The organism is Bradyrhizobium sp. HKCCYLS20291, assembly GCF_051167715.1.
In the GTDB taxonomy this organism is placed as follows: domain Bacteria; phylum Pseudomonadota; class Alphaproteobacteria; order Rhizobiales; family Xanthobacteraceae; genus Bradyrhizobium.
In genome coordinates this window covers 59,406-82,090 of the sequence record NZ_JBNPTO010000014.1, presented here as the reverse complement: position 1 = coordinate 82,090, position 22,685 = coordinate 59,406, and the positions used below count along the sequence as shown (strand labels likewise).

The 22,685-nt window shown below is 66.4% G+C and carries 20 protein-coding genes and 1 pseudogene; 8 read left to right on the top strand and 13 right to left on the bottom strand.

Annotation, left to right across the window (positions count from 1 at the left end; all coding sequences use genetic code 11):
- Together ACQR07_RS26455 and hydA are read right to left on the bottom strand one after the other, a co-directional pair.
- Positions 1-972, bottom strand: coding sequence for an NAD-dependent epimerase/dehydratase family protein (locus tag ACQR07_RS26455; RefSeq protein ID WP_434905052.1), 972 nt, complete (start codon positions 970-972; stop codon positions 1-3).
- 237 nt (positions 973-1,209) lie between these two features.
- Positions 1,210-2,679, bottom strand: a complete 1,470-nt coding sequence (gene hydA / locus ACQR07_RS26450) for a dihydropyrimidinase (protein WP_434905051.1) — start codon at positions 2,677-2,679, stop codon at positions 1,210-1,212.
- Positions 2,680-2,809: 130 nt separating this feature from the next.
- Between hydA and ACQR07_RS26445 the strand changes: the two genes are divergently transcribed.
- Positions 2,810-3,469 (top strand): aspartate/glutamate racemase family protein, encoded by a 660-nt coding sequence (locus ACQR07_RS26445; RefSeq protein WP_434905050.1) that lies wholly within the window; start codon positions 2,810-2,812, stop codon positions 3,467-3,469.
- A 245-nt stretch (positions 3,470-3,714) separates the two neighbouring features.
- Here the strand turns inward: ACQR07_RS26445 and ACQR07_RS26440 are convergent, their stop codons facing one another.
- On the bottom strand, positions 3,715-4,641 hold the full coding sequence (locus tag ACQR07_RS26440) for an N-carbamoyl-D-amino-acid hydrolase (RefSeq protein ID WP_434905049.1): 927 nt from the start codon (positions 4,639-4,641) through the stop codon (positions 3,715-3,717).
- A 191-nt stretch (positions 4,642-4,832) separates the two neighbouring features.
- Positions 4,833-6,062, bottom strand: a complete 1,230-nt coding sequence (locus ACQR07_RS26435; protein WP_434905048.1) for an amidohydrolase family protein — start codon at positions 6,060-6,062, stop codon at positions 4,833-4,835.
- Between the two features lie 257 nt (positions 6,063-6,319).
- On the opposite strand from ACQR07_RS26435, the gene ACQR07_RS26430 reads away from it, so the two are divergent.
- The 3 genes from ACQR07_RS26430 to upp all read left to right on the top strand — a co-directional run bounded on the left by ACQR07_RS26430 (position 6,320) and on the right by upp (position 9,678).
- On the top strand, positions 6,320-7,576 hold the full coding sequence (locus ACQR07_RS26430; protein ID WP_434905047.1) for a GTP cyclohydrolase II: 1,257 nt from the start codon (positions 6,320-6,322) through the stop codon (positions 7,574-7,576).
- Positions 7,577-7,591: 15 nt separating this feature from the next.
- Positions 7,592-8,815 carry a URC4/urg3 family protein gene (locus ACQR07_RS26425; RefSeq protein WP_434905046.1) on the top strand — a complete coding sequence of 408 codons (1,224 nt, stop codon included), beginning with the start codon at positions 7,592-7,594 and terminating at the stop codon, positions 8,813-8,815.
- Between the two features lie 233 nt (positions 8,816-9,048).
- On the top strand, positions 9,049-9,678 hold the full coding sequence (gene upp / locus ACQR07_RS26420) for a uracil phosphoribosyltransferase (protein ID WP_008961936.1): 630 nt from the start codon (positions 9,049-9,051) through the stop codon (positions 9,676-9,678).
- A gap of 260 nt (positions 9,679-9,938) precedes the next feature.
- Here the strand turns inward: upp and ACQR07_RS26415 are convergent, their stop codons facing one another.
- The 3 genes from ACQR07_RS26415 to ACQR07_RS26405 form a co-directional block, all read right to left on the bottom strand.
- Positions 9,939-10,568, bottom strand: coding sequence for a hypothetical protein (locus tag ACQR07_RS26415; protein WP_434905045.1), 630 nt, complete (start codon positions 10,566-10,568; stop codon positions 9,939-9,941).
- A gap of 540 nt (positions 10,569-11,108) precedes the next feature.
- On the bottom strand, positions 11,109-12,050 hold the full coding sequence (locus ACQR07_RS26410) for an N-carbamoyl-D-amino-acid hydrolase (protein WP_434905168.1): 942 nt from the start codon (positions 12,048-12,050) through the stop codon (positions 11,109-11,111).
- A 305-nt stretch (positions 12,051-12,355) separates the two neighbouring features.
- Positions 12,356-12,598, bottom strand: a complete 243-nt coding sequence (locus ACQR07_RS26405) for a hypothetical protein (protein WP_434868722.1) — start codon at positions 12,596-12,598, stop codon at positions 12,356-12,358.
- 391 nt (positions 12,599-12,989) lie between these two features.
- On the opposite strand from ACQR07_RS26405, the gene ACQR07_RS26400 reads away from it, so the two are divergent.
- Entirely contained in the window at positions 12,990-13,424 is a 435-nt protein-coding gene (locus ACQR07_RS26400) for a DUF2267 domain-containing protein (protein ID WP_434905167.1), read from the top strand.
- Positions 13,425-13,427: 3 nt separating this feature from the next.
- On the opposite strand, the gene ACQR07_RS26395 is transcribed toward ACQR07_RS26400, so the two are convergent.
- The 6 genes from ACQR07_RS26395 to ACQR07_RS26370 all read right to left on the bottom strand — a co-directional run bounded on the left by ACQR07_RS26395 (position 13,428) and on the right by ACQR07_RS26370 (position 18,998).
- Positions 13,428-15,341 (bottom strand): nitric oxide reductase activation protein NorD, encoded by a 1,914-nt coding sequence (locus ACQR07_RS26395; protein ID WP_434905044.1) that lies wholly within the window; start codon positions 15,339-15,341, stop codon positions 13,428-13,430.
- 3 nt (positions 15,342-15,344) lie between these two features.
- Complete coding sequence (locus ACQR07_RS26390; protein ID WP_434905043.1) at positions 15,345-16,154, bottom strand: CbbQ/NirQ/NorQ/GpvN family protein; 810 nt, start codon at positions 16,152-16,154, stop codon at positions 15,345-15,347.
- Positions 16,155-16,214: 60 nt separating this feature from the next.
- Entirely contained in the window at positions 16,215-17,561 is a 1,347-nt protein-coding gene (locus ACQR07_RS26385; protein ID WP_434905042.1) for a cbb3-type cytochrome c oxidase subunit I, read from the bottom strand.
- A gap of 39 nt (positions 17,562-17,600) precedes the next feature.
- Positions 17,601-18,053, bottom strand: a complete 453-nt coding sequence (locus ACQR07_RS26380) for a c-type cytochrome (protein ID WP_434905041.1) — start codon at positions 18,051-18,053, stop codon at positions 17,601-17,603.
- A gap of 102 nt (positions 18,054-18,155) precedes the next feature.
- Entirely contained in the window at positions 18,156-18,419 is a 264-nt protein-coding gene (locus tag ACQR07_RS26375; RefSeq protein ID WP_434905040.1) for a cytochrome C oxidase subunit IV family protein, read from the bottom strand.
- Positions 18,420-18,422: 3 nt separating this feature from the next.
- Positions 18,423-18,998 (bottom strand): cytochrome c oxidase subunit 3, encoded by a 576-nt coding sequence (locus ACQR07_RS26370; protein WP_434905039.1) that lies wholly within the window; start codon positions 18,996-18,998, stop codon positions 18,423-18,425.
- A 121-nt stretch (positions 18,999-19,119) separates the two neighbouring features.
- Here ACQR07_RS26370 and ACQR07_RS26365 point away from each other — a divergent pair, with 121 nt between their 5' ends.
- The 3 genes and pseudogenes from ACQR07_RS26365 to ACQR07_RS26355 all read left to right on the top strand — a co-directional run bounded on the left by ACQR07_RS26365 (position 19,120) and on the right by ACQR07_RS26355 (position 22,484).
- Positions 19,120-19,275, top strand: a complete 156-nt coding sequence (locus ACQR07_RS26365; RefSeq protein WP_434905038.1) for a hypothetical protein — start codon at positions 19,120-19,122, stop codon at positions 19,273-19,275.
- Between the two features lie 254 nt (positions 19,276-19,529).
- Positions 19,530-20,895, top strand: a pseudogene (locus tag ACQR07_RS26360) (M20 family metallopeptidase).
- Between the two features lie 23 nt (positions 20,896-20,918).
- The gene (locus ACQR07_RS26355) at positions 20,919-22,484 is read left to right on the top strand and encodes an amidase family protein (RefSeq protein ID WP_434905037.1); all 1,566 of its coding nucleotides are present in this window, start codon (positions 20,919-20,921) and stop codon (positions 22,482-22,484) included.
- Positions 22,485-22,685 lie beyond the last annotated feature (201 nt).

Here is a 22,685-nt window from a genome sequence, read left to right as displayed (position 1 = left end):
TCAGTCCCTCCCGTACTGATCGAACCAGCGGCCGAAATGCGCCGCCGAAGCCGCGCAGTCGAACCGCGCGCGCCAGCCGAACTCGTCGGCCAGCCGCGTCGTCGACAGCCGGCCGCGGTTCGGCGCGAACACCGGTACGGTCGGCGTTTCTCCCGGCTCCGCGAGACGGCACGTGAAACCTGCACGACCGCTTGCGAAGGCGCGGCCCCAGGCCTCGGCCGTGAACGTCGCCGCATTGGAGATGTTGTAGAGCGAGTGCTGCGGCTTTTCGGCTTCCAGCAGCAGGCAGACGGCATCAGCGACGTCGACCGCGTAGACCCAGTCCTTGTCGCCGGGTTCATTCAACAACGCCGGCGCGTTGCGCGCACAACAGGCCGCGATCAGCGCCTGCGGCGATGGCGTGTCGCGCACGCCGCCGCCGCGCTCGAACGGGCCGAACACCGCCGACAGGCGCACGCTGATGACGTCGGTCTGCCACAGCTCCGATAGTCGCGACGCGACGCGCTCGGACGCGAACTTCGTGATCGCATAGAGCGACACCGGCTCGCACGGCGTTGTCTCCTCCAGCACAGCAAAGCGCTGGCCGCTCGCGCCATAGGACGCCGCGGAGGACAGGTTGATCACGCGTCTGACGCCGCTGCTGCGCGCCGCCCGTAGGATCGGCACCTGCGCCAGCAGGTTGACCGCGAGGATGCTCTCCGGGTCCGCCGCGTCACGATCCGGACCCGCGGTGATCGCCGCGCCCATCACGACCGCATCGCAGCCGCCGGCAACGGCGGCGGCCACGGCGCTGGCATCCGTGACATCACCGCTGATCACACGCAGGCGCTCGCCGTGAGGAGCGAAGACGCGTTGCGCGGCGTTGGGCAGCGCAGCTGCGTCGAAGACGGTCACGGAATGGCCGCGCTCGAGCAGCGCCTGCGCGATGTTGAGCCCGACGAATCCGGCGCCGCCAAAGATCAGGACATGCATGGGATTGCCCTCTCCGCACGCACCGATCCGCAAGGAGCGCCCAGCTCTCTCCCCACGTCATGGCCGGGCCCCGTCCCGGCCATCCACGTCGGGCGGCATCCTGAGACGTGCGTGGATGCCCGGGCCTTCGCCGCGCCGAAGCGGCTTCGGCCGCGCAGGCGGGTCAAGCCCGGGCATGACGACGGAGAGAGGAGCGATAGCGTGAACATTCTCAGCAACTCAAACTCCTACTCGCGCCTACAGCAGCTTCGCCCCAAAATTCTGCTCCGGGTCCATGTCCGCCACCAGCCGGCCGGTCGGCTTCGCCGCCTCGCCGCCGCTGCGGGCGAGGAACTGGCCGGAGCCGGGTTGCGCCGAGACCTTGCCGCCGTCGACGATGACGCGTCCGCGCGACAACACGGTCACCGGCCAGCCCTGCACGCTTCGCCCGGCGAACGGCGTGTAGCCGGCAAGATCGTGCATCAAGTCATCGGCGATGGTCACGCGCTTGTCCGGATCCCACAGCGCGAGGTCGGCATCGGCGCCGATCGCGATCGCACCCTTCTTCGGATGCAGATTGTAGACCTTCGCCGGCGCCGTCGCGGTCAGCTCGACGAACTTGTTGAGGCCGAGCCGGCCCTTCGAGACCATCGCGTCGAACAGCAGCGGCAGCCGCAGCTCGAGACCCGGCAGGCCGTTGGCGATCTGCTTGAAGTTCGGGTTGGGGCCGGCACGCAGCTTGCCGGTGTCGTCGAAGCGATACGGCGCGTGGTCCGACGAAATCGTCTGCAGATCGCCGAGCGACAGCGCCTGCCAAAGCGCCTCCTGGTCGGGGGCGCGGCGCGGCGGCGGGCTGCACATCCATTTCGCGCCCTCGATGCCCGGCTTGTCGAGATCCTCGGCCGTCATGAACAGATATTGCGGACAGGTCTCCGCGAACACCTTCAGCCCCTGCCCGCGTGCGTCGCGGATCACCTTGGCGCCTTCCGCCGTCGAGACGTGGAAGATCATGATCGGCTGATCGACCAGCGCGGCCATGCCGATCAGGCGGTTGAACGCCTCGGCCTCGGAGAAGCGCGCATGGCTGATGGCGTGATATTTCGGCGCGGTGTAGCCGCGCGCCAGGAGCCGCTTCACCATCCAGGAGATGATGCCGTGGTTCTCGGCATGCGCGCACAACATTGCGCCGCCCTCGCGCGCCGCGACGAGGATGTCGAGCAGCGGCTCGTCGTCGATCTTGAGCCGGTCATAGGTCATGAAGATCTTGATCGAGCCGTGCCCCTGCCGGATCAGCGCCGGCAGGTCGCGCTCCAAGGTCTCCTTGGTGGGGTCGGCAATGATCATGTGGAACGCGTAGTCGATGACCGCGCCCTTGCGCGCCAGCGCATGATAGTCCTCGAGCACCTGCGGCAGCTGCATCCCGACATGCTGCGCGGCGAAGGAGATCACTGACGTGGTGCCGCCGAACGCGGCCGACGTCGTGGCGCTCTCGAAGGTGTCGGCGTTGACGATGCCCGCGGCCGAGAGCTGCTCGATGTGGCAATGGCTGTCGACGCCGCCCGGCAGCACGTACTTGCCGCGCGCGTCGATCTCGCGTTTGGCCGGCCCGAGCCCGCGACCGATCGCCGCGATGGTCTCGCCGGTGATGGCAACGTCGGCTTCGAACGTGTCGGTGGTGGTGGCGACGCGCCCGCCCCGGATGATCAGGTCATAGGCCGGCTCGGTCATCGCGATCTCCAAAAGTTCTGCCAGATGGAACGCCGTGGAAGCTGCGCGGCCGCGTGGGCCTCCTTGCATCCACCGTCGCATAGTGATTGCCTGTCCGGCGCCGTCAACTCCGAAGAAGCAGGTAGCTCCCATGTCCCGCCCGCGCATCACCGTGATCAACCCGAACTCCAACCAGGTGGTGACCGACGGCCTGGCGGCGGCGCTGAAGCCGCTGATGTTCGCCGAGGGACCCGAGATCGTCTGCGAGACGCTGAAGGAAGGGCCTTACGGCATCGAGAGCCAGAAGGATGCCGACAGCGTTACCCTGCCGCTGCGACGCTTCGTCGAGGGCGACAACGCCTCCAGCGCGTTCGTCATCGCCTGCTACAGCGATCCGGGCCTGCATGTCTGCCGCGAGGCGACGACGCGGCCGGTGCTGGGCATCGCCGAATGCGGCGTGCTGACCGCGCTGACCCGCGCCGACACCTTCGGCGTGCTCGCCATCGCACAACGCTCGATCCGCCGCCACATCCGCTATCTCCGCCAGATGGGATTGATGGACCGGCTCGCCGCCGAGCGCCCGCTCGACATGACGGTGGCGGAGACGGCCTCGGGCGAAGGCACGCTGGCGAAGATGATCTCCGTCGGCCGCGCATTGAAAGACGAAGACGGCGCCGGCGCCATCGTGATGGGCTGCGCCGGCATGGCGCGGAATCGGAAGAATTTGGAGGATGCGCTGGGGATTCCGGTGATCGATCCGACCCAGGCCGCGGTGACCATGGCGCTGGGCGCGGTGGCGTTTGCGGGGTAGTTGATTCCTCGATCTCGCATTGTCGCGGCTCGGACCTGCCCGACTGCGGGCCTCACATTCCGCTGTCGTCCCGGCCTCCGAGCCGGGACCCATAACCACCGGCCGCGGTGAGGCAGGCAACTAGCAGCCACGTTCCTCGATAGATTCCGCGGTATGGGTCCCGGCGTTCGCCGGGACGACACCGAATATGTAGCGGCGCTCTCGTGTCATCGGACACAGTTCGTAGTTCAGTCAGCCTTGATGGCTCACTCCGGCGGCACCGCGCCCGTGCGGCTGGTGATCAGCCCGTAATGCTCGACGCGGCGATGCCGGGCGAAGTCGAAAATTGTCTCTTTGCCGAACCGCGTCGCATCGAGATCGCACGGTGCCACCAGTACCTCGTCGCCCTCGGTCACGGCTTCCGCGACGATCTCGCCGTCGGGATTGACGATCAGGCTGCCGCCGATCAGCGGATGGCCGTCCTCGACACCGGCCTTGGCCACCGCCACCACCCAGCACGAGTTCTGATACGCGCCGGCCTGCGCCGACAGGCGGTTGTGGAACAGCCGCTGCTGCAGGCCCTCGGCCGATTTCAAGGAGTTCACCGACGGCGTATTGTAGCCGATCAGCACCATCTCGACATCCTGCAGGCCCATCACGCGATAGGTCTCCGGCCAGCGGCGGTCGTTGCAGACCGCCATGCCGATGATGCCGCCGAGATTCCGCCAGACCGGGAAGCCGAGATCGCCCGGCTCGAAATAGCGCTTCTCGAGATGCTGGTGGCTGCGCTGTGGCTCGAACTCCTCGTGACCCGGCAGATGCACCTTGCGGTACTTGCCGACGATGTGGCTTTCGCGGTCCGTGAGCACGGCCGTGTTGTAGTGATGCCCATCCGGCGTCAGCTCGGCATAGCCGAGATACATCGCCATGCCATGCTCCGCGCCGCGGTCGAACAGCGGCTGCACGGCGGCGTTGGGCATGTCGCGCTCGAACCAGGTATCGACCTCGGCCTGATCCTCCATGTACCAGCGCGGAAAGAACGTGGTCAGCGCCAGTTCGGGATAGACGATGAGATCGGCCCCCCGGCGCTTGGCCTCATCCATCAGCGCGATCATGCGCGCCACGACGGCCTCGCGGCCGTCGGCCCGCTGGATCGGCCCCATCTGGGCCGCGGCAACATTGATCATGCGCATCATGTATCTCCACAATCAGTCCGTAGGGTGGGCAAAGCGACGTCTTGCTCGGTGAATCGGCGACCGACGGCGGAAGCGTGCCCACCGCGACTGCGCACCGTGTTGCGACATGGTGGGCACGGCGCGCAATCGAGCTGCGAATGCCGCAACGTTCTTGTATGCGCCTTTGCCCACCCTACGGATCCCATTTGTCACACCGGCCTGTGCAGCACCGGCCGCGTCCGCGAGAACGACGGGCGGCCGCGCTTCAGGCCCCACAAGGGCTGCGCCAGGGTCGCGACCGCTTCCGTCGGAGTCACGGCGTCGATGCAGACGAGATCGGCTGCCGCGCCGACCTCGATGCCGTAGTCGCCGAGCCGCATCAGCTTCGCCGCATCATGCGTGACCATGTCGAGGCAGCCGGCGAGATGGTCGGGGCGCGAGACGTGGCAGACGTTGGCGTAGAGATTGGCCATGCGGATCAGCGAGCCGTCGCCATAGGGTGTGAAGGGGTTCAGCACGTTGTTGGTCGACAGCGAGCATGTCACGCCGGCGGCGCGCAGCGGCTCCAGCGGCACGACGCCGCGCGGGATCGCATGGTCCTGCCGCCGCCCCATCAGGTGCAGATCGGTCGACGGCAGCACGGTCACCGCGACCCCGGCATTGGCGAGCTGCACGGCGATCGCGTTGAAACGCTCCGGCGGCAGCAGCGACAGCTGCGTGACATGACCGACCGCGACGCGACCACCCCAGCCATATTCCTCCGTCTTGCGGCAGACATATTCGATCTGCATGTGATCGAGCGTCTCGGCGAGATCGAGATGCATGTCGATGTCGACGTCGTGGTCGCGCGCGATCGCGAAGATGCGGTCGATCTGCGCCGGCGGATCGATGTCGAAATACGGCGCCGCGCCGATGGTGCGCGCGCCGCGGCGGAGCCCTTCGATCAAAAGCTCTTCGGTGCCCGGATAGTTCGTCAGGCCTTCCTGCGGGAATACGCAGATCTCGAGATCGATGGCCCACGCGTAGTCGCGCGCGAGCTGCTGGATCGCCTCGAAGCCGATGAAGCCGATGCCCGGATCGAGCTCGACATGGGTACGCATCCGCATCGTGCCATGGCTGACACAGCGCTCGACCGTCTGCTTCGCCCTTGCATAGACATCCTCCGCCGTGAAGTTGCGCTTGGCGGCTGCGGTCTCGCGCACGGCCTCGGCGACGGTGCCCTCCCTGATCGTGCAGCGATCGAGGATGCAGGTCTTGTCGAGATGGATATGCGTCTCGATGAAGCCCGGAACGACCAGGCAATTCTCGGCGTCACGCTCCTCGCCGGCAGCCTGCAGGCGCGGCGCGATGGCCACGATGCTGCCATCGGAAATTCCGATATCGGCGCGGCGCAACTCGTCCTGCTGCGCCAGCACCGCGTTGCGAATGATCAGGTCCATGCCGCCTTTGCCGCCGAGGATTCCATGCACGCCAAGCTGGCGGTCTGCCGTTCAAAAAGCAAGCGTCATGCCAAGGGGCTGGACGCCGCGCTGCAGCGCCAGCCGCGGCTGATACCATTCGTTTACAAATAGACGGCGAGCGCGGAGCACTTGTTTGCCGGGGAAAAACTGCTATATTGTTGCATGGATAACGTGAACACGTTCTGCTCAGGCCCGTCGTCAAGGCGGGCCGTTGCCGTTTTGGGGGTGGCTCTGCGATGACTCGCTCCAACCGTACGGATCACATCCGCCTGACCTCGCACCCGGTGCCAGGCGCCAAGCACAATTTCCCGCTCCACTGGGGCGCGGAGACCGCGCGCGAGCGCGGGCCGATCATCGGCACGGTGTCGCGGCCGCAGGACCGCAACGTGATCGGCAGCCATGGCGGCTCCTACACGGTGTACCGCGCGCTCGCGGTGTCCTCCGGCGCGCTCGATCCGATCCGCCGCCCCGATCTCACCAACACCCATCCCGCCGCCACCATCGGCCCGTTCGGCCAGTGGCGCGACCCGGCCAAGATCGTCGCGCTCGATCCCTGGGGCCATCTGGTCGCCGAGAATTTCGGCGGCGAGATCGCCGAAGGCATCGACGTCCGGCCGACCATCGCGGTGACCAAGGCGCGCATCGAGCTGCCGGAGCTGCATGCCGCGCTCGCGGCCAAGCGCCTCGTCCATGATGGCGAGGTCGTGCATGCCAATGGCAGCGTGTCGGTGGTGAAGGTCGCGATCGACCCGGTGTGGTACCTGCCCGGCGTTGCCGCGCGGTTCGGCACCAGCGAGACCAATCTGCGCCGCGGCCTGTTCGAGCAGACCGGCGGCATGTATCCGGAGCTGGTGACGCGGCCGGACCTGCAGGTGTTCCTGCCGCCGATCGGCGGCACCACCGTCTATCTGTTCGGCGACGTCACCAAGCTGAACGAGCCCCGCACCAAGATCACATGCCGCGTCCATGACGAGTGCAACGGCTCCGACGTGTTCGGCTCCGACATCTGCACCTGCCGTCCCTATCTGATCCACGGCATCGAGGAATGCGTCGCCGCCGGCCAGAGCGGCGGGCTCGGCATCATCGTCTACAATCGCAAGGAAGGCCGCGCGCTCGGCGAGGTCACCAAATTCCTGGTCTACAATGCGCGCAAGCGCCAGGAGGACGGCGACGCCGCCGCGGCGTATTTCGAGCGCACCGAATGCGTCGCCGGCGTGCAGGACGCGCGCTTCCAGCAGCTGATGCCGGACGTGATTCACTGGCTGGGCATCAAGCGCATCGACCGCTTCATCTCGATGAGCGACATGAAGCATGACGCACTGACAGGCCAAGGCGTCGACATCGTCGAGCGCGTGCCGATTCCGGACGAGCTGATCCCGGCCGACGCTCATGTCGAGATGGCAGCGAAGAAAGCCGCCGGCTATTTCTCGCTCGAGCCGCAGAAGCCGCAAGAGCTCGGCGACACCGTCGGCCGCCCGCTCGAGAAGTACTGAGCGCAGCGGCCGATCATGACCGACGTCTCCCCCCTCCTGTCCGCCCGCGCCGTGCGCGAGCGGGCGCACCAGATGCTTTCGCTGGGGCTTGCGGACCAGTTGCCGCATTTCCGCATCGATCTCGGCAAGCTCGATGCGATCGCCGATCTCGTTCTGGACGTGACGAGCAAGGCCTATCCCAACGGCGAGGTACCGTTCCATTCGCGCTGGCGGCACTTCGTGATCGGCGGCGTCGATCGCTGGGCTGCGCTTGCTGACAGCATCAGTTGGAAGGATGCCGCCGCGCGGGCGCGCGCCGAATTCGATCTCGCCATCACCAGCGTTCTGCTCGACGCCGGGGCCGGCGCGGCCTGGCGCTATCAGGATGCCGCGACCGGTACGCGCATCGGCCGCTCCGAGGGCCTCGCGCTGGCGAGCCTCGACATGTTCGCGAGCGGCGCATTTTCGGCCGACACGCGCGATCCGTTGCGCGCCGATGCGGCGAAGCTCAAGCAACTCACCGTTGCCGATCTCGAACGCGGCTTCCAGGTCGGACCGGGCAATCCGCTGGTCGGGCTGGAAGGACGGGTTGAACTGCTGCGCCGGCTGGGTGACGTCACGGCCGCAAGCCCGGGAGTGTTCGCGACGAAGGACGGCCCACGACCGGGCGGGCTATTTGACCAGTTGGCCGCTGGCGCCGCTTCGGGCCGCATCGAGGCAGCCTCGATCCTGCAGCAGGTGCTGCTGCAGCTCGGCCCGATCTGGCCGTCGCGGCTGACACTGCAAGGCACGGCGCTGGGCGATTGCTGGCGGCATACATCGCTGGTCACCGACGATGCGACCACCGGTCTCGTCCCGCTACACAAGCTGTCGCAATGGCTGAGCTATTCGCTGATCGAACCGCTGCAGCGCGCCGGCCTCGTGGTGGAGAACATCGACGGCCTCACCGGCCTCGCCGAATACCGCAACGGCGGCCTGTTCGTCGACGGCGGCGTGCTGGTGTTGCGCGACCCCGCCGATGCCGGGCGCGCCCATGAGGTCGACTCCCCGCTGGTGGTGGAATGGCGCGCCCTCACCGTCGCCCTGCTCGACCGGCTGGCCGCGCTGATCCGTGAGCGGACCGGCCAGACGCCCGAGCAGCTGCCGCTGGCGCGCATCCTCGAAGGCGGCAGCTGGGCCGCCGGCCGCAAGCTCGCCTTCGCCCGCCGCCCCGACGGCTCCCCGCCATTGACCATCATCAGCGACGGCACGGTGTTTTAAGGGGTTTACACCAAACTCACCGACCTCGCGGCTCCGTCATTGCGAGCGGAGCGCAGCAATCCAGGGCCAGGCAGAAAGTCTGGATTGCTTCGTCGCTTCGCTCCTCGCAATGACGAAGCTCATCAGTTGCACGTAGGGTGGGCAAAGCGCAGCGTGCCCACCATTCTGACTTGAGCTAAAATCGCGGTGGACACGGCGCTTCGCGCCTTTGCCACCTCACGGAGATGAAAGCCATGGAAGGCGTCACCGTCGTTGATCATCCGCTGGTGCAGCACAAGCTGACCCTGATCCGCGACAAGTCGATCTCGACCAAGTCGTTCCGCGAGCTCCTCAAGGAGATCGGCATGCTCCTCTGCTACGAGGTCACGCGCGATCTGCCGCTGACGGAAGTCGAGGTTGAGACGCCGCTGGCTCGGATGCAGTCGGCCAAGATCGCCGGCAAGAAGCTGGTGTTCGTGCCGGTGCTGCGCGCCGGTGTCACCTTCGTCGACGGCATGCTCGACCTGGTGCCGACCGCGCGCGTCGCCCATATTGGCCTCTACCGCGAGCCGCACACCTTCACCGCCGTGGAGTATTTCTTCAAGGCGCCGTCAGACCTGCAGGAGCGCCTCGCCGTCGTGGTGACGCCGGTGCTCGCAACCGGCAACAGCGCCGTCGCCGCGGTCGACCGGCTCAAGGAGCGCGGCGCCAAGGACATCCGCATGGTCTGCATGATCGCAGCCCCCGAAGGCGTCGAACGCGTCCGCGGCCTGCACCCCGACGTCACCCTGTGGACCGCCGCGATCGACGACGGCCTCGACGACGACGCCTTCATCGTCCCCGGCCTGGGCGACGCCGGCGACCGCGCGTATGGGACGAGATAGCACCCGTGCCCCGTCGGCACCCACCCGCGAACTACACGGCGGTCGCGTCTACGGTTTGACTTTTGCGCAACGCCCTCTCACACCGTCATGGCCGGGCTTGTCCCGGCCATCCACGTCGTGCAGCATCCTCGGATGGACGTGGATGCCCGGGACGAGCCCGGGCATGACGGCGCGGAGATATTTGAATTCGACAACAACGGCCCAAATGATGTCCGGAGTTGATCATGAGCCCCGACCTCCGAGGCCCCGAGCGCTCCCAATCATCGCTTCCTGAACCCGTCGGCCCACTGCCGATGAAACCGCGCCTGCTGCTCGACCGTGGCGGGCACCACTGTCTCGTCGGCGTAGAAGATGTTGACCATGTCCTTCGTCAGGCTCGGCTGGCCGAGACGCATCTTGTAGGCCAGGATCGCCGGGCCCATGTCGCGCTGCATTCCCGAGGGATAAACGTTCTCGCTGGCGCCGAAACAGCACAGCAGCGCACCACGCTTTTCCAGCTCCAGCCGTAGCTCGATCAAGGCTTCGAAAAAGTCGACGTCGGACTGCGCCGTCTCGACCTCACTGCCCTGGACGAGAGAGATGCAGTAGACCTCTTTTCCCTCGGTCATGATTTCATCAGCCGTCACCCTGGCATGCACCCGCGAGCCGTCGGCGAGCAGCACGTCGATCTCTCCGTCGAAATAGCGTTCAACGCTCATTGCGGCCTCGAACTTCGCGCTGCCCGTCGGAAGGCAAGCGCCCCATTCCCATACACTGATTTGCCCGACGAGCAGAAGAAGCGGCGCGACGGCTTCGAAAATGCCCCGAGGCGCGACGGAATCGCCGTGCGCAAGAACACTGATTTCGCATGCGGGTTCAAAGACAAGGCTGATTTCAAGACCTTCCAGCAAAAATAAACCTCTTCCGTAAATCAGAATCCATGCCTTATGCTCTCCCCGTTCCGGTCCGGATGAGGGGCGTACGCGTCGTCACGAAACGTTGGATCGGCAATGCGGTGGACGTGAGAGCATCGAAAAAGCGCTTGCGCGGACGAGCGGTGCTCTGCGGACGGCGAAGTCGCGTGGTCCTGATATCCCGAAGCTGGTATCAAGTCGGCCGGTGTGACGCATCGGCTCGATGACGGCGGCCAACAAGCCGGGCGCCGGGGAGATCGCGTATAAGCCCGTAAACCATCGCGCAGGGAAGGCCGGATGCTCCGGTCCGTACCTGTGGTTCTGCCGCGTGCTTCTTGTTGCACGCGGACCATGGGTGCGACCGGCACCCGGCCTTCCCTGCGCCCTCATCACTTCACGAGGGCCGAACGTCTAGCATCACCCGGGCGCGATCAGCGCCGCGGCGGCGACGTCGCTTGCCCAGCTGTTTTACAGAGTTCAATGAGACCCCGTCACGCGCGCAATCAATGCGCAGATGCAGCCCGTCCTGCGACGCAGCTAATCGATCGCGACCGGCTCGACGACGCCGGCACGCTCGGTGATGACCTTGTACTGATCGGGCCGGCGATGCGCTGCGAAGTTGAACATCTTGTCCTTGCCCTGACGGCACAGGTCGAGATCGATGTCGGCGACGATCACCTCGTCGGCCAGCGTCGTCGCCTGCGCGACGATGCAGCCGTTGGGGTCGACGATGCAGGAGCCGCCGATCAGGCCGCTGCCGTCCTCATCGCCGGCCTTGGCCACCGCGATCGCCCAGGTTGCGTTCATGTAGGCGTTGGCCTGCGCCACGAGCGTCGAGTGAAAGGTGCGCAGCGACGCGTCCTCCGTGTTGCCGCCGTTCGGATCATAGGCCGCGGAGTTGTAGCCGACGCAGACCAGCTCGACGCCCTGCAGCCCGAGCACGCGCCAGGATTCCGGCCAGCGCCGGTCGTTGCAGATCATCATGCCCATGATCGCGCCGGCCCACTCGGATCCGGCGCGCACCGCCGGAAAGCCGAGATCGCCATAGCCGAAATAGCGCTTCTCGAGCTGCTGGTACTTGGCGCCGTCGCGCGGCTCGACCGAGCCCGGCAGATGCACCTTGCGATACTTGCTGATGATCTCGCCGCCGGGATCGACCAGGATCGAGCTGTTGAAGCGCCGCCCATCGAGCGTCAGCTCGGCATAGCCGACATAGAAGCCGACACGCAGCGCGCGCGCCCGATCGAACAGCGCAGCCACGGCCGGGTTGGGCATCGTCCGCTCGAAATAGCCATCGAGCGCCTCGCCCTCCAGAATCCAGCGCGGAAAGAAAGTAGTGAGGGCGAGCTCCGGGAACACCACCAGCGTCGCGCCCTGCGCGGCCGCGCGCTCCAGCAGGTCGATCATCCGCGCCAGCGTGTGCGCGCGGCTGTCGGCCCGTTGCGTCGGCCCCATCTGGGCGGCGGCGGCGCGAAACATACGACTCACGGCGATCTCCGATCTGCGCGCAACCGGCATCGTCGGCGTCATTGCCGGCCATCCAATGCGAGAGAGATCGCGATCAAACGAAACCGGCGCAGAAAAGGCAATCTGCTTCGCGGCAAGGGCGCCATGAAAAACGCAATGGCTGCATCCCTTGCAGGAGCAGATCAGAACCGCATCAACGTCGCGTTTGCGACGACGTCACGGGCATGCGTTCACCCGCTCACGTCCGGACAGGAAACGTCGACAATGTCAGTGCGGTGCAGGAGCCTCGCGTTGATGTGGCGGCCCGCCGCGTGGCCTCACGCCCGCGCCAGCGCGATCTCGTGGGTCTGCTTGGTCTCGGCGTCGTACACCTTGATCTGCAGCATCGGGAAGCGGCGCTTGAGGTCATGCGCGCCGTTATGCGCGCCATCCTTGGTCTTGAACTCGGTCTTGATCTGACCATCGACCACGACCGCGTAGCCGGTCAGCGGAAGGTCGTTGCCGGATTTGTCTTGAGCAGGCTTGTTGTGAACAGACTTCTCTTGGGCAGACTTGAGCATTGCGAGCCGACGTCGATTCGTGAGTTGAGGGAGTGCCGGGAGCGCGGGTCTCCGCGCCTCGAACGACTCCGATGTAAGGTGAGTCTGTCGCGACGAGCAAGCGAAGACGCGTTCTGCACAAGCAGGACGATTACGGTTCAACCTCATGGCGTGACGACGCGCGGGGGATACGTGAGGGTGCTTCGTTCCGCTGGCCGGAACAGTAAACGCCGGGGCTCGCCCTTGACCGTTCGTTTACCTCGCGGCCGGCCACGACATCGTGACATTGATGCAGGTCAACGTTCTCGCTTTGAACACGCCGCCTACTGCCGGCACGTCCAAGCGAATCACGTTGCGGTTCCCTGGTTCGGCGTGCCGCCAACGATCCCTGTGCATGGCCATGGAGAATCAGATGAGCGAGATCGGCGTCACCGCGCTGGACCATACCGTCCAGGAAACCAACATCTGGCTGAAGGCGATCGAGCAGCGGCTGGCGCTGACGAGCCGCCAGCAGGCCTACAACGCGCTCCGCGCAGTGCTGCATGTGCTGCGCGACCGCCTGCCGCTGGCCACTGCGGCCAATTTCGGCGCACAGCTGCCGCTCTTGATCCGCGGCATCTACTACGAGGGCTGGCACCACGCGGCGACGCCGACCAAGGATCGACATCTCGAAGAGTTCGTCGACGACATCTTCCGCCAGCTGCCGCCGCAATTTCCGGTCGATCCGCTCAAGGCGGCGCGCGGCATCTTCGAGATCCTCTGGGAGAAGCTCGATCCCGGCGAGTTCGACAAGCTGATGGGCCACCTGCCGGTGCCGCTCAGGACGCTGCGCGAACCGGCGACTTAAGAGTCAGTGCGCCAGCTGCCGGTACAGCGCCGGCAGCGCCGCAGGCAGGCGGCGGATGTTGCCGACGATGGCGTAACCGCCGCGGCCGAACAATGTCGGGACATACGACCGCGCCGCCGCGTCGATGGTCACGCCGAACACGGCAACACCGGCGCGGCGCGCCTCCTGCACCGCCTTGCGCGTATCCTCGATCGCGAACCGTCCCTCGTAGTGATCGACATCGTTGGGCTTGCCGTCGGTCAGAACCAGCAGCAGCCGCTTGCGCTCGGGTCGCTTAGCGAGTTCGCCCGCGGCATGGCGCACAGCGGTGCCGATGCGCGTGTAGTAGCCGGGCCGCAGCGCGCCGATGCGCCGCTCGACCTGCCCGCTCATCGGCTCGCCGAACGCCTTCACCGTCTCCAGGCGAACCCAGGAATTGCGCCGCGAGGTGAAGGTGAGAATGCTGTGGCTGTCGCCGCAGGCCGACAGCCCATGCGCGAGCACCAAGAGCGCCTCCTTCTCGACGTCGAGCACGCGCACGCCGTCGACCCACGCATCGGTCGACAAGGACACGTCGGCCAGCAGAGTCACTGCGAGATCGTGCGCAAGCGGACGCATCGCAAGGTGGACGCGGTCGAGCCCGCCATGCCCGGCATTAAGATCGCTGCGCGCACGCACCAGCGCGTCGATGTCGAGGTCGTGCCCGTCGGCTTGCGCGCGCATCACTTCGTGGCGCGGCCGCAAGGTCTCGAAGCGGCGGCGGACGGTGCGAATGCGGCGGCGCATCGCCTCGTCCGGCACCCACACCTCGCCGGTCTCGGCGGCGTTGCCGGTGACGACACGGCAATGATCCTCCAGATACGCGCCGCTGCGGTAGTTCCACTCGGGATAGAGCCGGCCGGACTCGAGCTTGGCGGCATCGACCGCTTCGGGCGGCAGATCGAGATCGAACTTCAGCTTGCTCGCCGGCCTGCCCTTGCGCCTGGAGATCGCGAGTTCATCGAGATCGTCGGCCGCCTTGCGCGCGTCGTCATCATCGGTGTCGTCGGAGGGACGATCGACGTTCACCATCTCCGCCATCGCGAGGATCTTCTCGAAGCGGTTGAGGATGAACGGGTCGCGCTTGGCAGCGTCATCTCGCTCACGCCGCGCAAACCGTTTGCGGGTGTCGGGAGCGCCGGCGTCCTCTGTGGGCGTCAGGGTCTCGTCGTCATCGCGTTCGGCCGCGACGGCCTCCCGGCTCCAGCAATCGCCCCACAATGGGCACGGCAGCATCGACCGGTAGCCGGGCGGCGCCATGACCGGCAGTTCGCCATCGGCGACCACAGCGTTCCACAATGGCCCTGTGGGCGGCACAGCGGCTCCCAACAGCGCCATGACGATCTGCTCGACCTGCAGCTCCAGCCGCGGTAGCGGACGCCGCGGACGACTAGCGGCCAGAGCACGTGCGAGTTGGGCGTAGCTTCGGTTCAGTCCGGGGAAGCGCCTGAGCACGACCATCGTGGTCTCACGGGCCCGGCGCAACGCGAGCAGATCCCGCCGCAGCGGATCGCTGTCGGCCACCGGCTCCATCTCCATGGTCGCGAACCACGCCGCGAGCCATTGATAGAGCTGCGCGTTGAGCGCGCGATCCGGCAACAGCGCAATGGTCTCGGGCAGGAACACGGTGGCGCCGTCGCGCCCCGCCTGATCAAGGCATTCGTCGCCGAGGCCGATGCGCTGTCGCCAGCCGAGGCGATGGCCCGATTTGCGCGCCTTGCTGCCGGCGATCTGCACGCCGGTCTCGCCGCCGAGCGCTCGGAACATCACGGCGATACGGCCGCTGATCTCGCTCAGCGCGACGGCGTGATCCGGATGGACCGGATAGCTCGACGTCGTGCCGACCAGGCGATGCCAGGCACGGCCGACGGTCTCCTCCAGTTCGAGGAAATCGAGCATGGCTCACCCGATCACGGCGTGCGCGACCTCGCGCAACGCTGCCTTGACGTCCGAGTCATCCGTAAGCGGCTCGATCATCGCCGCGAGTACTGCATCGGCGACAGGCGTGCCGGCGGCGACGAGCGTGGCGCAATAGACCAGCAGCCGGGTCGAAACGCCCTCCTCCAGATCATGGCCCTGCAGCGCGCGCAGCCGATGCGCCAGCGCCACCAAGGGCCGCACGCGCTCGGGCGACAGCCCGCTCTCAGCGGACACGACCGCGATCTCCTGCTCCGCCGGAAGGAAGCCGAACTCGATGGCGATGAAGCGTTGCCGCGTCGATGGTTTCAGCGCCTTGTGCAGCGACTGATAGCCGGGATTGTAGGAGACCACGAGCATGAAGCCGTCGGGCGCGGCCAGCTCCTCGCCGGTCCGCTCCAAGGGAAGAATGCGGCGATCGTCGGTGAGAGGATGCAGCACCACGGTGACGTCTTTGCGCGCCTCGACCACCTCGTCGAGATAGCAGATGCCGCCGTCGCGCACCGCGCGGGTCAGCGGCCCGTCGGTCCAAACGGTGTCGCCGCCCTTGAGAAGATAACGTCCGGTGAGATCGGCGGCGGTGAGATCGTCGTGGCAGGCCACCGTGTGCAGCGGCAGGCCGAGCCGCGCCGCCATGTGCGCGACGAAACGGGTCTTGCCGCAGCCGGTCGGGCCTTTCAGCAGCACCGGAAGCCGATGTCGGAAGGCATGCTCGAACAACGTGCACTCATTGCCGGTCGGCGTGTACGGCGGAAACGCGGGGACGGTATCGATCGCGTGCAGCGCGGCTTTCATGGTCGGTCTCCAACATCGGGGGATGCAGGCGGCGACCGAGCGGCCGCCGCCCGCCAGCATTCACTCCGCGGGTTGCAGCGCGCCGGGGATCACGGCCTGCTTGGCGCGGCCGGGCACCAGCACGGCCCAGACGAACATCAGCGCCGAGATCGCGACGAACACGCCGGATCCGAGCCGGACCCAGTAGAACATCGCGAGCTGGTCCTGCACGTCCATGTAGCTCTGGCCGAGCACACGCTGCAGATGCACCTGGAGAATGCCGGCGAAGGTCAGCGCGAATGTCATCACCATCATCGCCGTGCACATGATCCAGAAGCTCGCGATCGAGAGCCACTGGTTGTAGGGCGCGCGCTGGCGCAGTTGCGGCACCGCATAGGCCATCACGGCGAGGTTGAGCATCACGTAGGCGCCGAAGAAGGCGAGATGGCCGTGCGCCGCGGTGACCTGGGTGCCGTGCGTGTAGTAGTTCACGCTCGACAGCGTGTGCAGGAAGCCCCACACGCCGGCGCCGAGGAACGCCATCACCGAGCAGCCGACGGACCACAGCAGCGCGGCACGGTTGGGATGCTTGCGGCCGGCCTTCAAGGTCATCTGCACCGTGAAGATCACCATGGTGAAGAACGGCGCGACCTCGAGGGTCGAGAACAGCGAACCGATCCACTGCCAGTAGCCGGGCGCGCCGATCCAGTAGAAGTGATGGCCGGTGCCGAGGATGCCGGAGAACAGCGCCAGGCCGATGATGACATAGAGCCACTTCTCGACCACCTCACGGTCGATGCCGTTGAGCTTGATCATCAGGAAGGCCAGGATCGAGGCCATGATCAGCTCCCAGACGCCTTCGACCCAGAGGTGGACGATGTACCACCAGTACATCTTGTCGACGGCGAGGTTGGCCGGGTTGTAGAACGCGAACAGGAAGAAGATCGCGACGCCCCACAGCCCGAACAGCAGGATGTTGGTCACCGTGGTCTTGCGGCCCTTGAGCGCCGTCATGGTGACGTTGAACAGGAACATCAGGCAGACCACGACGATGCCGACCTTGATGATGAAGGGCTGCTCGAGGAACTCGCGGCCCTCGTGATAGTGGAAGAGATAGCCGACCACGGCTGCAGCAGCGGCGCCGAAGAACATCCAGAACTGGATCTTGGCGAGCAGCGGGCTGTAGAGCTCGGTTTCGGTCTCCTCGGGCAACAGGAAATAGGTGGCGCCCATGAAGCCGATCAGCGACCACACGATCAGCGCGTTGGTGTGAATCATGCGGACGATGTTGAAGGGCAGCAGGACCGACAGCGTGTTCGGCAGCACATAGATGGTGCCGGCGAGCAGGCCGAACAGGACCTGGGCGAGGAAGAGCGTCAGCGCGCCGTAGAAGTACAGCATCGCGACCTTCTGGGTCTCATATCTCATCGCGGATCTCTCTGGTGGATGAAGGACGGGATGAAGGGCTCAGCCGGCCTTGTTCGGCGGCCAGTCCTGGCGCTTGATCGTGTCGGTCCATTGCAGGAAGTCGGCGAGGTCGTTGAGCTCCTGGTCGGAGAGGTTGAACTGCGGCATCTGCCGCCGCCCGGGCGCGCCGGAGGGCTGCGACTGCATCCAGGACTTCAGCATCCCGCGGGCCGCCGCCGGGTCCTCTCTGCCGCCCCAGCGATCCCAGACGTTGCCGACTTCGGGCGCGAAGTAGGCGCCCTCGCCGAGCAGCGTATGGCAGTTGATGCAGGAGTTCCGCTCCCAGACATGCTTGCCGCGCGCGACGCCGTCGGACAGCGTCGACGCCTTGGTCGAGGTCGTGACCATGTAGTAGTGGCTGTGCGCGGTCAGCCCGAGGAAGATGGCAAAGAAGAAGGCCGAACCGCCGTAGAAGACGTTCCGCGCGGCCGACTTGGTCAGGCGTTCCGCCATGACACGTCCTTTCCGGTTGGTGAGGATCGATGGTGTGGTGGCAATCTATCGGCGATGCCGCGGGGCTCTTTGTCGGGGCGCAACCAGCGCGACGATCGGTCGTCAGATGAGGGCACGGACCGCAACCGCGAGCGCGGCAAAGGCAGCAAGGCTGGCGAGCCACGTGGTGAGCAGACCGCGCCACAGCGCCGGCGCCTGCCGCAGTCCGAGATAGTCGAGAACGATCGCCCTGCCCTTCGCAACGGCGAGCGAAAGGACCAGAGCATCGAGAAGCCACCTGTTCGGCACCAGCAGCGAGGCGGCGAGCGTGGCTGCGGCGAGGCCAAGCAGGTGAAGCCAGGCCAGATTGAGACGGTCGCGCAGCATGGCTCACCCCACCAGATAGAGGACCGGAAACATCACGATCCACACCAGGTCGACCATGTGCCAGAACGCTGTCCCGGTCTCGACGCCGCTGGACGTGGCGCGACGGCCGACGACGGCGAGGATGACGATCCCGAGCGCGACGTGCAGCAGGTGAAACCCGGTCAGCAGAAAGTAGAGCGTGAAGAAGACCGAGGATTCGAGGCTCGCACCGGACGCGATCTCGTTGCCGTACTCCGTCAGCTTGATGGCGATGAACGCAGCACCGAGCAGCATGGCCAGCGCGATCCAGCGCCGTGCGCTGCGCGATGCGCACCGCGCCGCGGCAGCCGCGCGCGCGGCTGCCCAGCCGCTCGTCACCAGCACGATCGTGTTCAATGCGGCGAGCGGGCCGTCGAGCATGGCCTGCCCGGCCGCGAACACCGCCGGATTGACCGCGCGTGCGACGATGAAGGCGCCGAGCAGCAGGCCGAACGCGACGAGTTCACTGAGGATCAGCACCCACATCATGGGGTCGCCGGGCAGGCCCTCGAACACGCCCCAGCGTTCCTCCTGGTCCGTTTCGCCTGCAAGTGCCGACATCGCCGTCTCCATTGGATGACGGCGAAGCTAGTCAGGGCAGCAGCGGTGCTCTTTGTCGGTGCACAAACAGCGCGGCGCCGGACCGCGCTAGGGATCGACGACACCGCCAGGAGCCTATCCCATGACCGAAGCACAGCTCGGCCTCGTCACCGCCACGCCGATCATCATCGTGTTCGCAGCGGCGCTGCGGCGCATGGGCGTGCTCTCGACCACGGGCACCGTGTCGGCCATCGCGGCGTCGGTGGCGATCGCGGTCGTGCTGTTCACGACGCAATAGTCGTTTTCCTGGACGGGTGCGGTAACCGCGCACGGCGGCAGTTCCGAAATGTGAGAACGGCGTACCACCTTCACGCTGCGCTGCCGAAGGCATCGTGCTGCATGCGATCGCAGCACGATCTGCTCAAAGGATGGCGCGCTCGCGTGCGGTTGGTACCCGCCGCATGGCTGCTCTCGCCCGGGATCGCTAGGCGTCGGGGAACTAAGCTGATAACCATACCGGCTTGTCATCGGATACAGAGGATAAGACTGGAGATGGACAACCGCAGCGAGATCTGGCGCGGCGTCGACGCGATCAAGACCCGTTTCATCGAGCTCAGCGACCGGGTGTGGAGCATGCCCGAGGTCTGTTACACCGAGGCCCGCTCGTCTGCCGAACATCTCGCCGAGCTGAAGCACCAGGGTTTTCGCATCACCGAGAAGGTCGCGGGCATTCCGACCGCGCTGATGGGAGAATGGGGCGAAGGCGGCCCGGTCATCGCGTTCATGGGTGAATACGACGCCCTGCCCGGCCTCAGCCAGGAGGCCGGCGTCGCCGAGCATCGTCCGGTCGAGACCGGCGGCCACGGCCGTGAAGGACTGGCTCGCCGCGAACAAGGTGCCGGGCCGCGTGCGCTACTATGGCTGTCCGGCCGAGGAAGGCGGCGCCGCCAAGGCCTTCATGGTGCGCTCGGGCGCGTTCGAGGATGCCGACATCGCCATCACCTGGCATCCGTCGAGCTTCTGGGAAGTGGTGATGACGCCCTCGCTGGCCAACACCCGCGCCGACTTTGTCTTCACCGGCCGCACCTCGCATGCCGCCGCCTCGCCGCATCTTGGCCGCAGCGCGCTCGATGCCGTCGAACTGATGAACGTCGGCGTCAACTACATGCGCGAGCACATGCCGAGCGACGCTCGCGTGCACTACGCGCTGCTCGATACCGGCGGCATCGCGCCCAACGTCGTGCAGGCGCATGCGCGGGTACGCTACTCGATCCGCGCGCGCGACCTGCCCGGCATGAACGAGCTGGTCGAGCGCGTGCACAAGATCGCCCAGGGCGCGGCAATGATGACGGAGACCAAGGTCGAGATGAAGATCATCTCGGCGGTCTCCAACATCCTGCCCAACACACCGCTCGAAGAAGCGCTCTACAAGGTCATGGAGGAGCTCGGGCCGCCGCATTTCGACGCGACCGACAAGGATTTCGCCGGTCAGATCCAGGCAACCCTGACCGACAAGGACATCGAGTCGGTCTACTACAGCATCGGCATGGAGCCGAGCGACAAGCCGCTCGCCGACTTCCTGGTGCCGCTCAACAGCAAGCGCAATCCGCAGATCGGCTCGACCGATGTCGGCGACGTAAGCTGGGTGGTACCGACAGTGCAAGTCCACGCGCCGACGGTGGCAATCGGTACGCCGTTCCACACCTGGCAGGTGGTGGCGCAGGGCAAGACGCCGGCCGCCCACAAGGCGATGGTGCAGGCCGCCAAGGCGATGGCCGGGCTCGGCATCAAGGCGCTCAACGAGCCCGCTTTGATCGCAGCCGCCAAGGCCGACCTGCAGCAGCGGACGCGGCGCACGCCCTATATCAGCCCGCTGCCGGCCGAGGTCGAGCCGCCGCTGACGATGTCGATTGCTTGAGACTTGAACCGGGGGGAACACGGATGGCGAAATCAGCAACAAGGAAGAAGCCGGCGGCAAAGGCCGTCAAGCCGGCTCCGAAGCGCACAGCGGTGAGCGCCAGGGCAAAGACGAAGCCCGTAAAGGCCAAGCCGCAGCCCAAGCCACCGGCGAAGGCAGCCGCACCGAAGCCGCGGCTGCCGAAGGGACCAGCCTGGCAATGGTCGGCGCTCGAGACCGCGGCGGCGATCCGCTCGGGCGCGGTCTCCTCGGTCGAGGTGACCCAGGCGCACATCGCGCGCATGCACGAGGTCAATCCCAAGCTGAATGCCGTGGTCGTCGATCTGTCCGAAGATGCCCTGAAGGCCGCGCACGCCGCCGACAAGGCGCGCGACAAGTCCGGCCTGCTGCATGGCGTCCCCGTCACCATCAAGGAGAACGTCGACTACGAGGGCCGGCCGAATCCCAACGGCGTGCCGGCGCAAATGGGGATCATCGCGCCGTCGGACGCGCCGGTCGTGCGCAACCTCAAGAAGGCCGGCGCGATCGTGCTCGGCCTCACCAACACGCCGGAATTCTCGTTCCGCGGCTTCACCGACAATCCGCTGCATGGGCTGACCTTGAACCCGTGGGATCCGGAGATCACCTGCGGCGGCTCGTCGGGCGGCGCTGGCGCCGCTGTGGCTGCGGGCATCGGCACGATCGCGCATGGCAACGACATCGGCGGCTCGCTGCGCTGGCCGGCGCATTGCAACGGCATCGTGACCATCAAGCCGACGCAGGGCCGCATCCCCGCCTACAATGAAAGCGCCGCGGCCGAGCGGCCGATGCTGGCGCATCTGATGTCGTCGCAAGGCCCGCTGGCGCGCAGCGTCGCCGATGTCCGTCTGGCGCTGGAGGTGATGAGCCGGCGCGATCCGCGCGATCCCTGGTGGGTGCCGGCACCGCTCGAAGGCGACAAGCCAAAGCGGCCGGTCAAGGTCGCGCTCGCCAGGATCCCGGATGACATGGATGTCGATCCGTCGGTGCACGCCGCGCTCCGGCAGGCGGCCGATCACCTCGAGCGCTCCGGCTATCGCGTCAGCGAGGTCGAGGTGCCCGACATCTCCGGCGTGTGGCAGACGTGGTGCGACGTCATCACCACCGAGGTGGTGGTGATGCAGGAGGCCAAGATGCTGGCCGTCACGTCCGAGGACTTCCACAAGGCCTGGGGCGGCATGCGCAGCAAGGCCGAGATCCTCGACCTCGCCGGCTGGATGAAAGCAACGGCGCAGCGCTCGACGCATATTCGCGCCTGGCAGCTGTTCTTCGAGGAGTATCCGGTGGTGCTGGCTCCGACAACGGTGAAGCCGACGCCGGGTCCGCGCGAGGACACCGTCAGCCCCGAGCGCGTGCAGGAGATCTTCTTCAACGACATCCGCTTCATCTCGGCGATCAACGTGCTCGGCCTGCCCGGCGCAGTGGTTCCCGTCGCGGTCAACAATGGCCAGCCGATCGGCGTGCAACTGATCACCGGCCGCTACCGCGAGGACCTTGCGCTCGATGCCGCCGCGGCGATCGAGAAGCGGGCCGGAATGCTGGTCAAGCAGCTCTGGCAGAAGATGGGCTAGACGACCGATTCCGGGAGGCTGCCCGTGTCCACGTCGACCATTTAGCCTTGCTGTCATCCTGGACGAGCGCGCATCGCGCGCGAAGATCCGGGATCCATAACCACAGGCCATTGTGTTGGGCACGGTCTGAGTTACCTTCCGGCCTCACACACAAGCCGGTGGCTATGGGTCCCGGGTCAAGCCCGGGACGACACCGAATAT

Excerpts from the sequence above, each read along its gene's own strand:
- ACQR07_RS26455 (WP_434905052.1), bottom strand. The coding sequence starts at position 972 with ATGCATGTCCTGATCTTTGGCGGCGCCGGATTCGTCGGGCTCAACATC.
- hydA (WP_434905051.1), bottom strand. The coding sequence starts at position 2,679 with ATGACCGAGCCGGCCTATGACCTGATCATCCGGGGCGGGCGCGTCGCC.
- ACQR07_RS26445 (WP_434905050.1), top strand. The coding sequence starts at position 2,810 with ATGTCCCGCCCGCGCATCACCGTGATCAACCCGAACTCCAACCAGGTG.
- ACQR07_RS26440 (WP_434905049.1), bottom strand. The coding sequence starts at position 4,641 with ATGCGCATGATCAATGTTGCCGCGGCCCAGATGGGGCCGATCCAGCGG.
- ACQR07_RS26435 (WP_434905048.1), bottom strand. The coding sequence starts at position 6,062 with ATGGACCTGATCATTCGCAACGCGGTGCTGGCGCAGCAGGACGAGTTG.
- ACQR07_RS26430 (WP_434905047.1), top strand. The coding sequence starts at position 6,320 with ATGACTCGCTCCAACCGTACGGATCACATCCGCCTGACCTCGCACCCG.
- ACQR07_RS26425 (WP_434905046.1), top strand. The coding sequence starts at position 7,592 with ATGACCGACGTCTCCCCCCTCCTGTCCGCCCGCGCCGTGCGCGAGCGG.
- upp (WP_008961936.1), top strand. The coding sequence starts at position 9,049 with ATGGAAGGCGTCACCGTCGTTGATCATCCGCTGGTGCAGCACAAGCTG.
- ACQR07_RS26410 (WP_434905168.1), bottom strand. The coding sequence starts at position 12,050 with ATGTTTCGCGCCGCCGCCGCCCAGATGGGGCCGACGCAACGGGCCGAC.
- ACQR07_RS26405 (WP_434868722.1), bottom strand. The coding sequence starts at position 12,598 with ATGCTCAAGTCTGCCCAAGAGAAGTCTGTTCACAACAAGCCTGCTCAA.
- ACQR07_RS26400 (WP_434905167.1), top strand. The coding sequence starts at position 12,990 with ATGAGCGAGATCGGCGTCACCGCGCTGGACCATACCGTCCAGGAAACC.
- ACQR07_RS26395 (WP_434905044.1), bottom strand. The coding sequence starts at position 15,341 with ATGCTCGATTTCCTCGAACTGGAGGAGACCGTCGGCCGTGCCTGGCAT.
- ACQR07_RS26390 (WP_434905043.1), bottom strand. The coding sequence starts at position 16,154 with ATGAAAGCCGCGCTGCACGCGATCGATACCGTCCCCGCGTTTCCGCCG.
- ACQR07_RS26385 (WP_434905042.1), bottom strand. The coding sequence starts at position 17,561 with ATGAGATATGAGACCCAGAAGGTCGCGATGCTGTACTTCTACGGCGCG.
- ACQR07_RS26380 (WP_434905041.1), bottom strand. The coding sequence starts at position 18,053 with ATGGCGGAACGCCTGACCAAGTCGGCCGCGCGGAACGTCTTCTACGGC.
- ACQR07_RS26375 (WP_434905040.1), bottom strand. The coding sequence starts at position 18,419 with ATGCTGCGCGACCGTCTCAATCTGGCCTGGCTTCACCTGCTTGGCCTC.
- ACQR07_RS26370 (WP_434905039.1), bottom strand. The coding sequence starts at position 18,998 with ATGTCGGCACTTGCAGGCGAAACGGACCAGGAGGAACGCTGGGGCGTG.
- ACQR07_RS26365 (WP_434905038.1), top strand. The coding sequence starts at position 19,120 with ATGACCGAAGCACAGCTCGGCCTCGTCACCGCCACGCCGATCATCATC.
- ACQR07_RS26355 (WP_434905037.1), top strand. The coding sequence starts at position 20,919 with ATGGCGAAATCAGCAACAAGGAAGAAGCCGGCGGCAAAGGCCGTCAAG.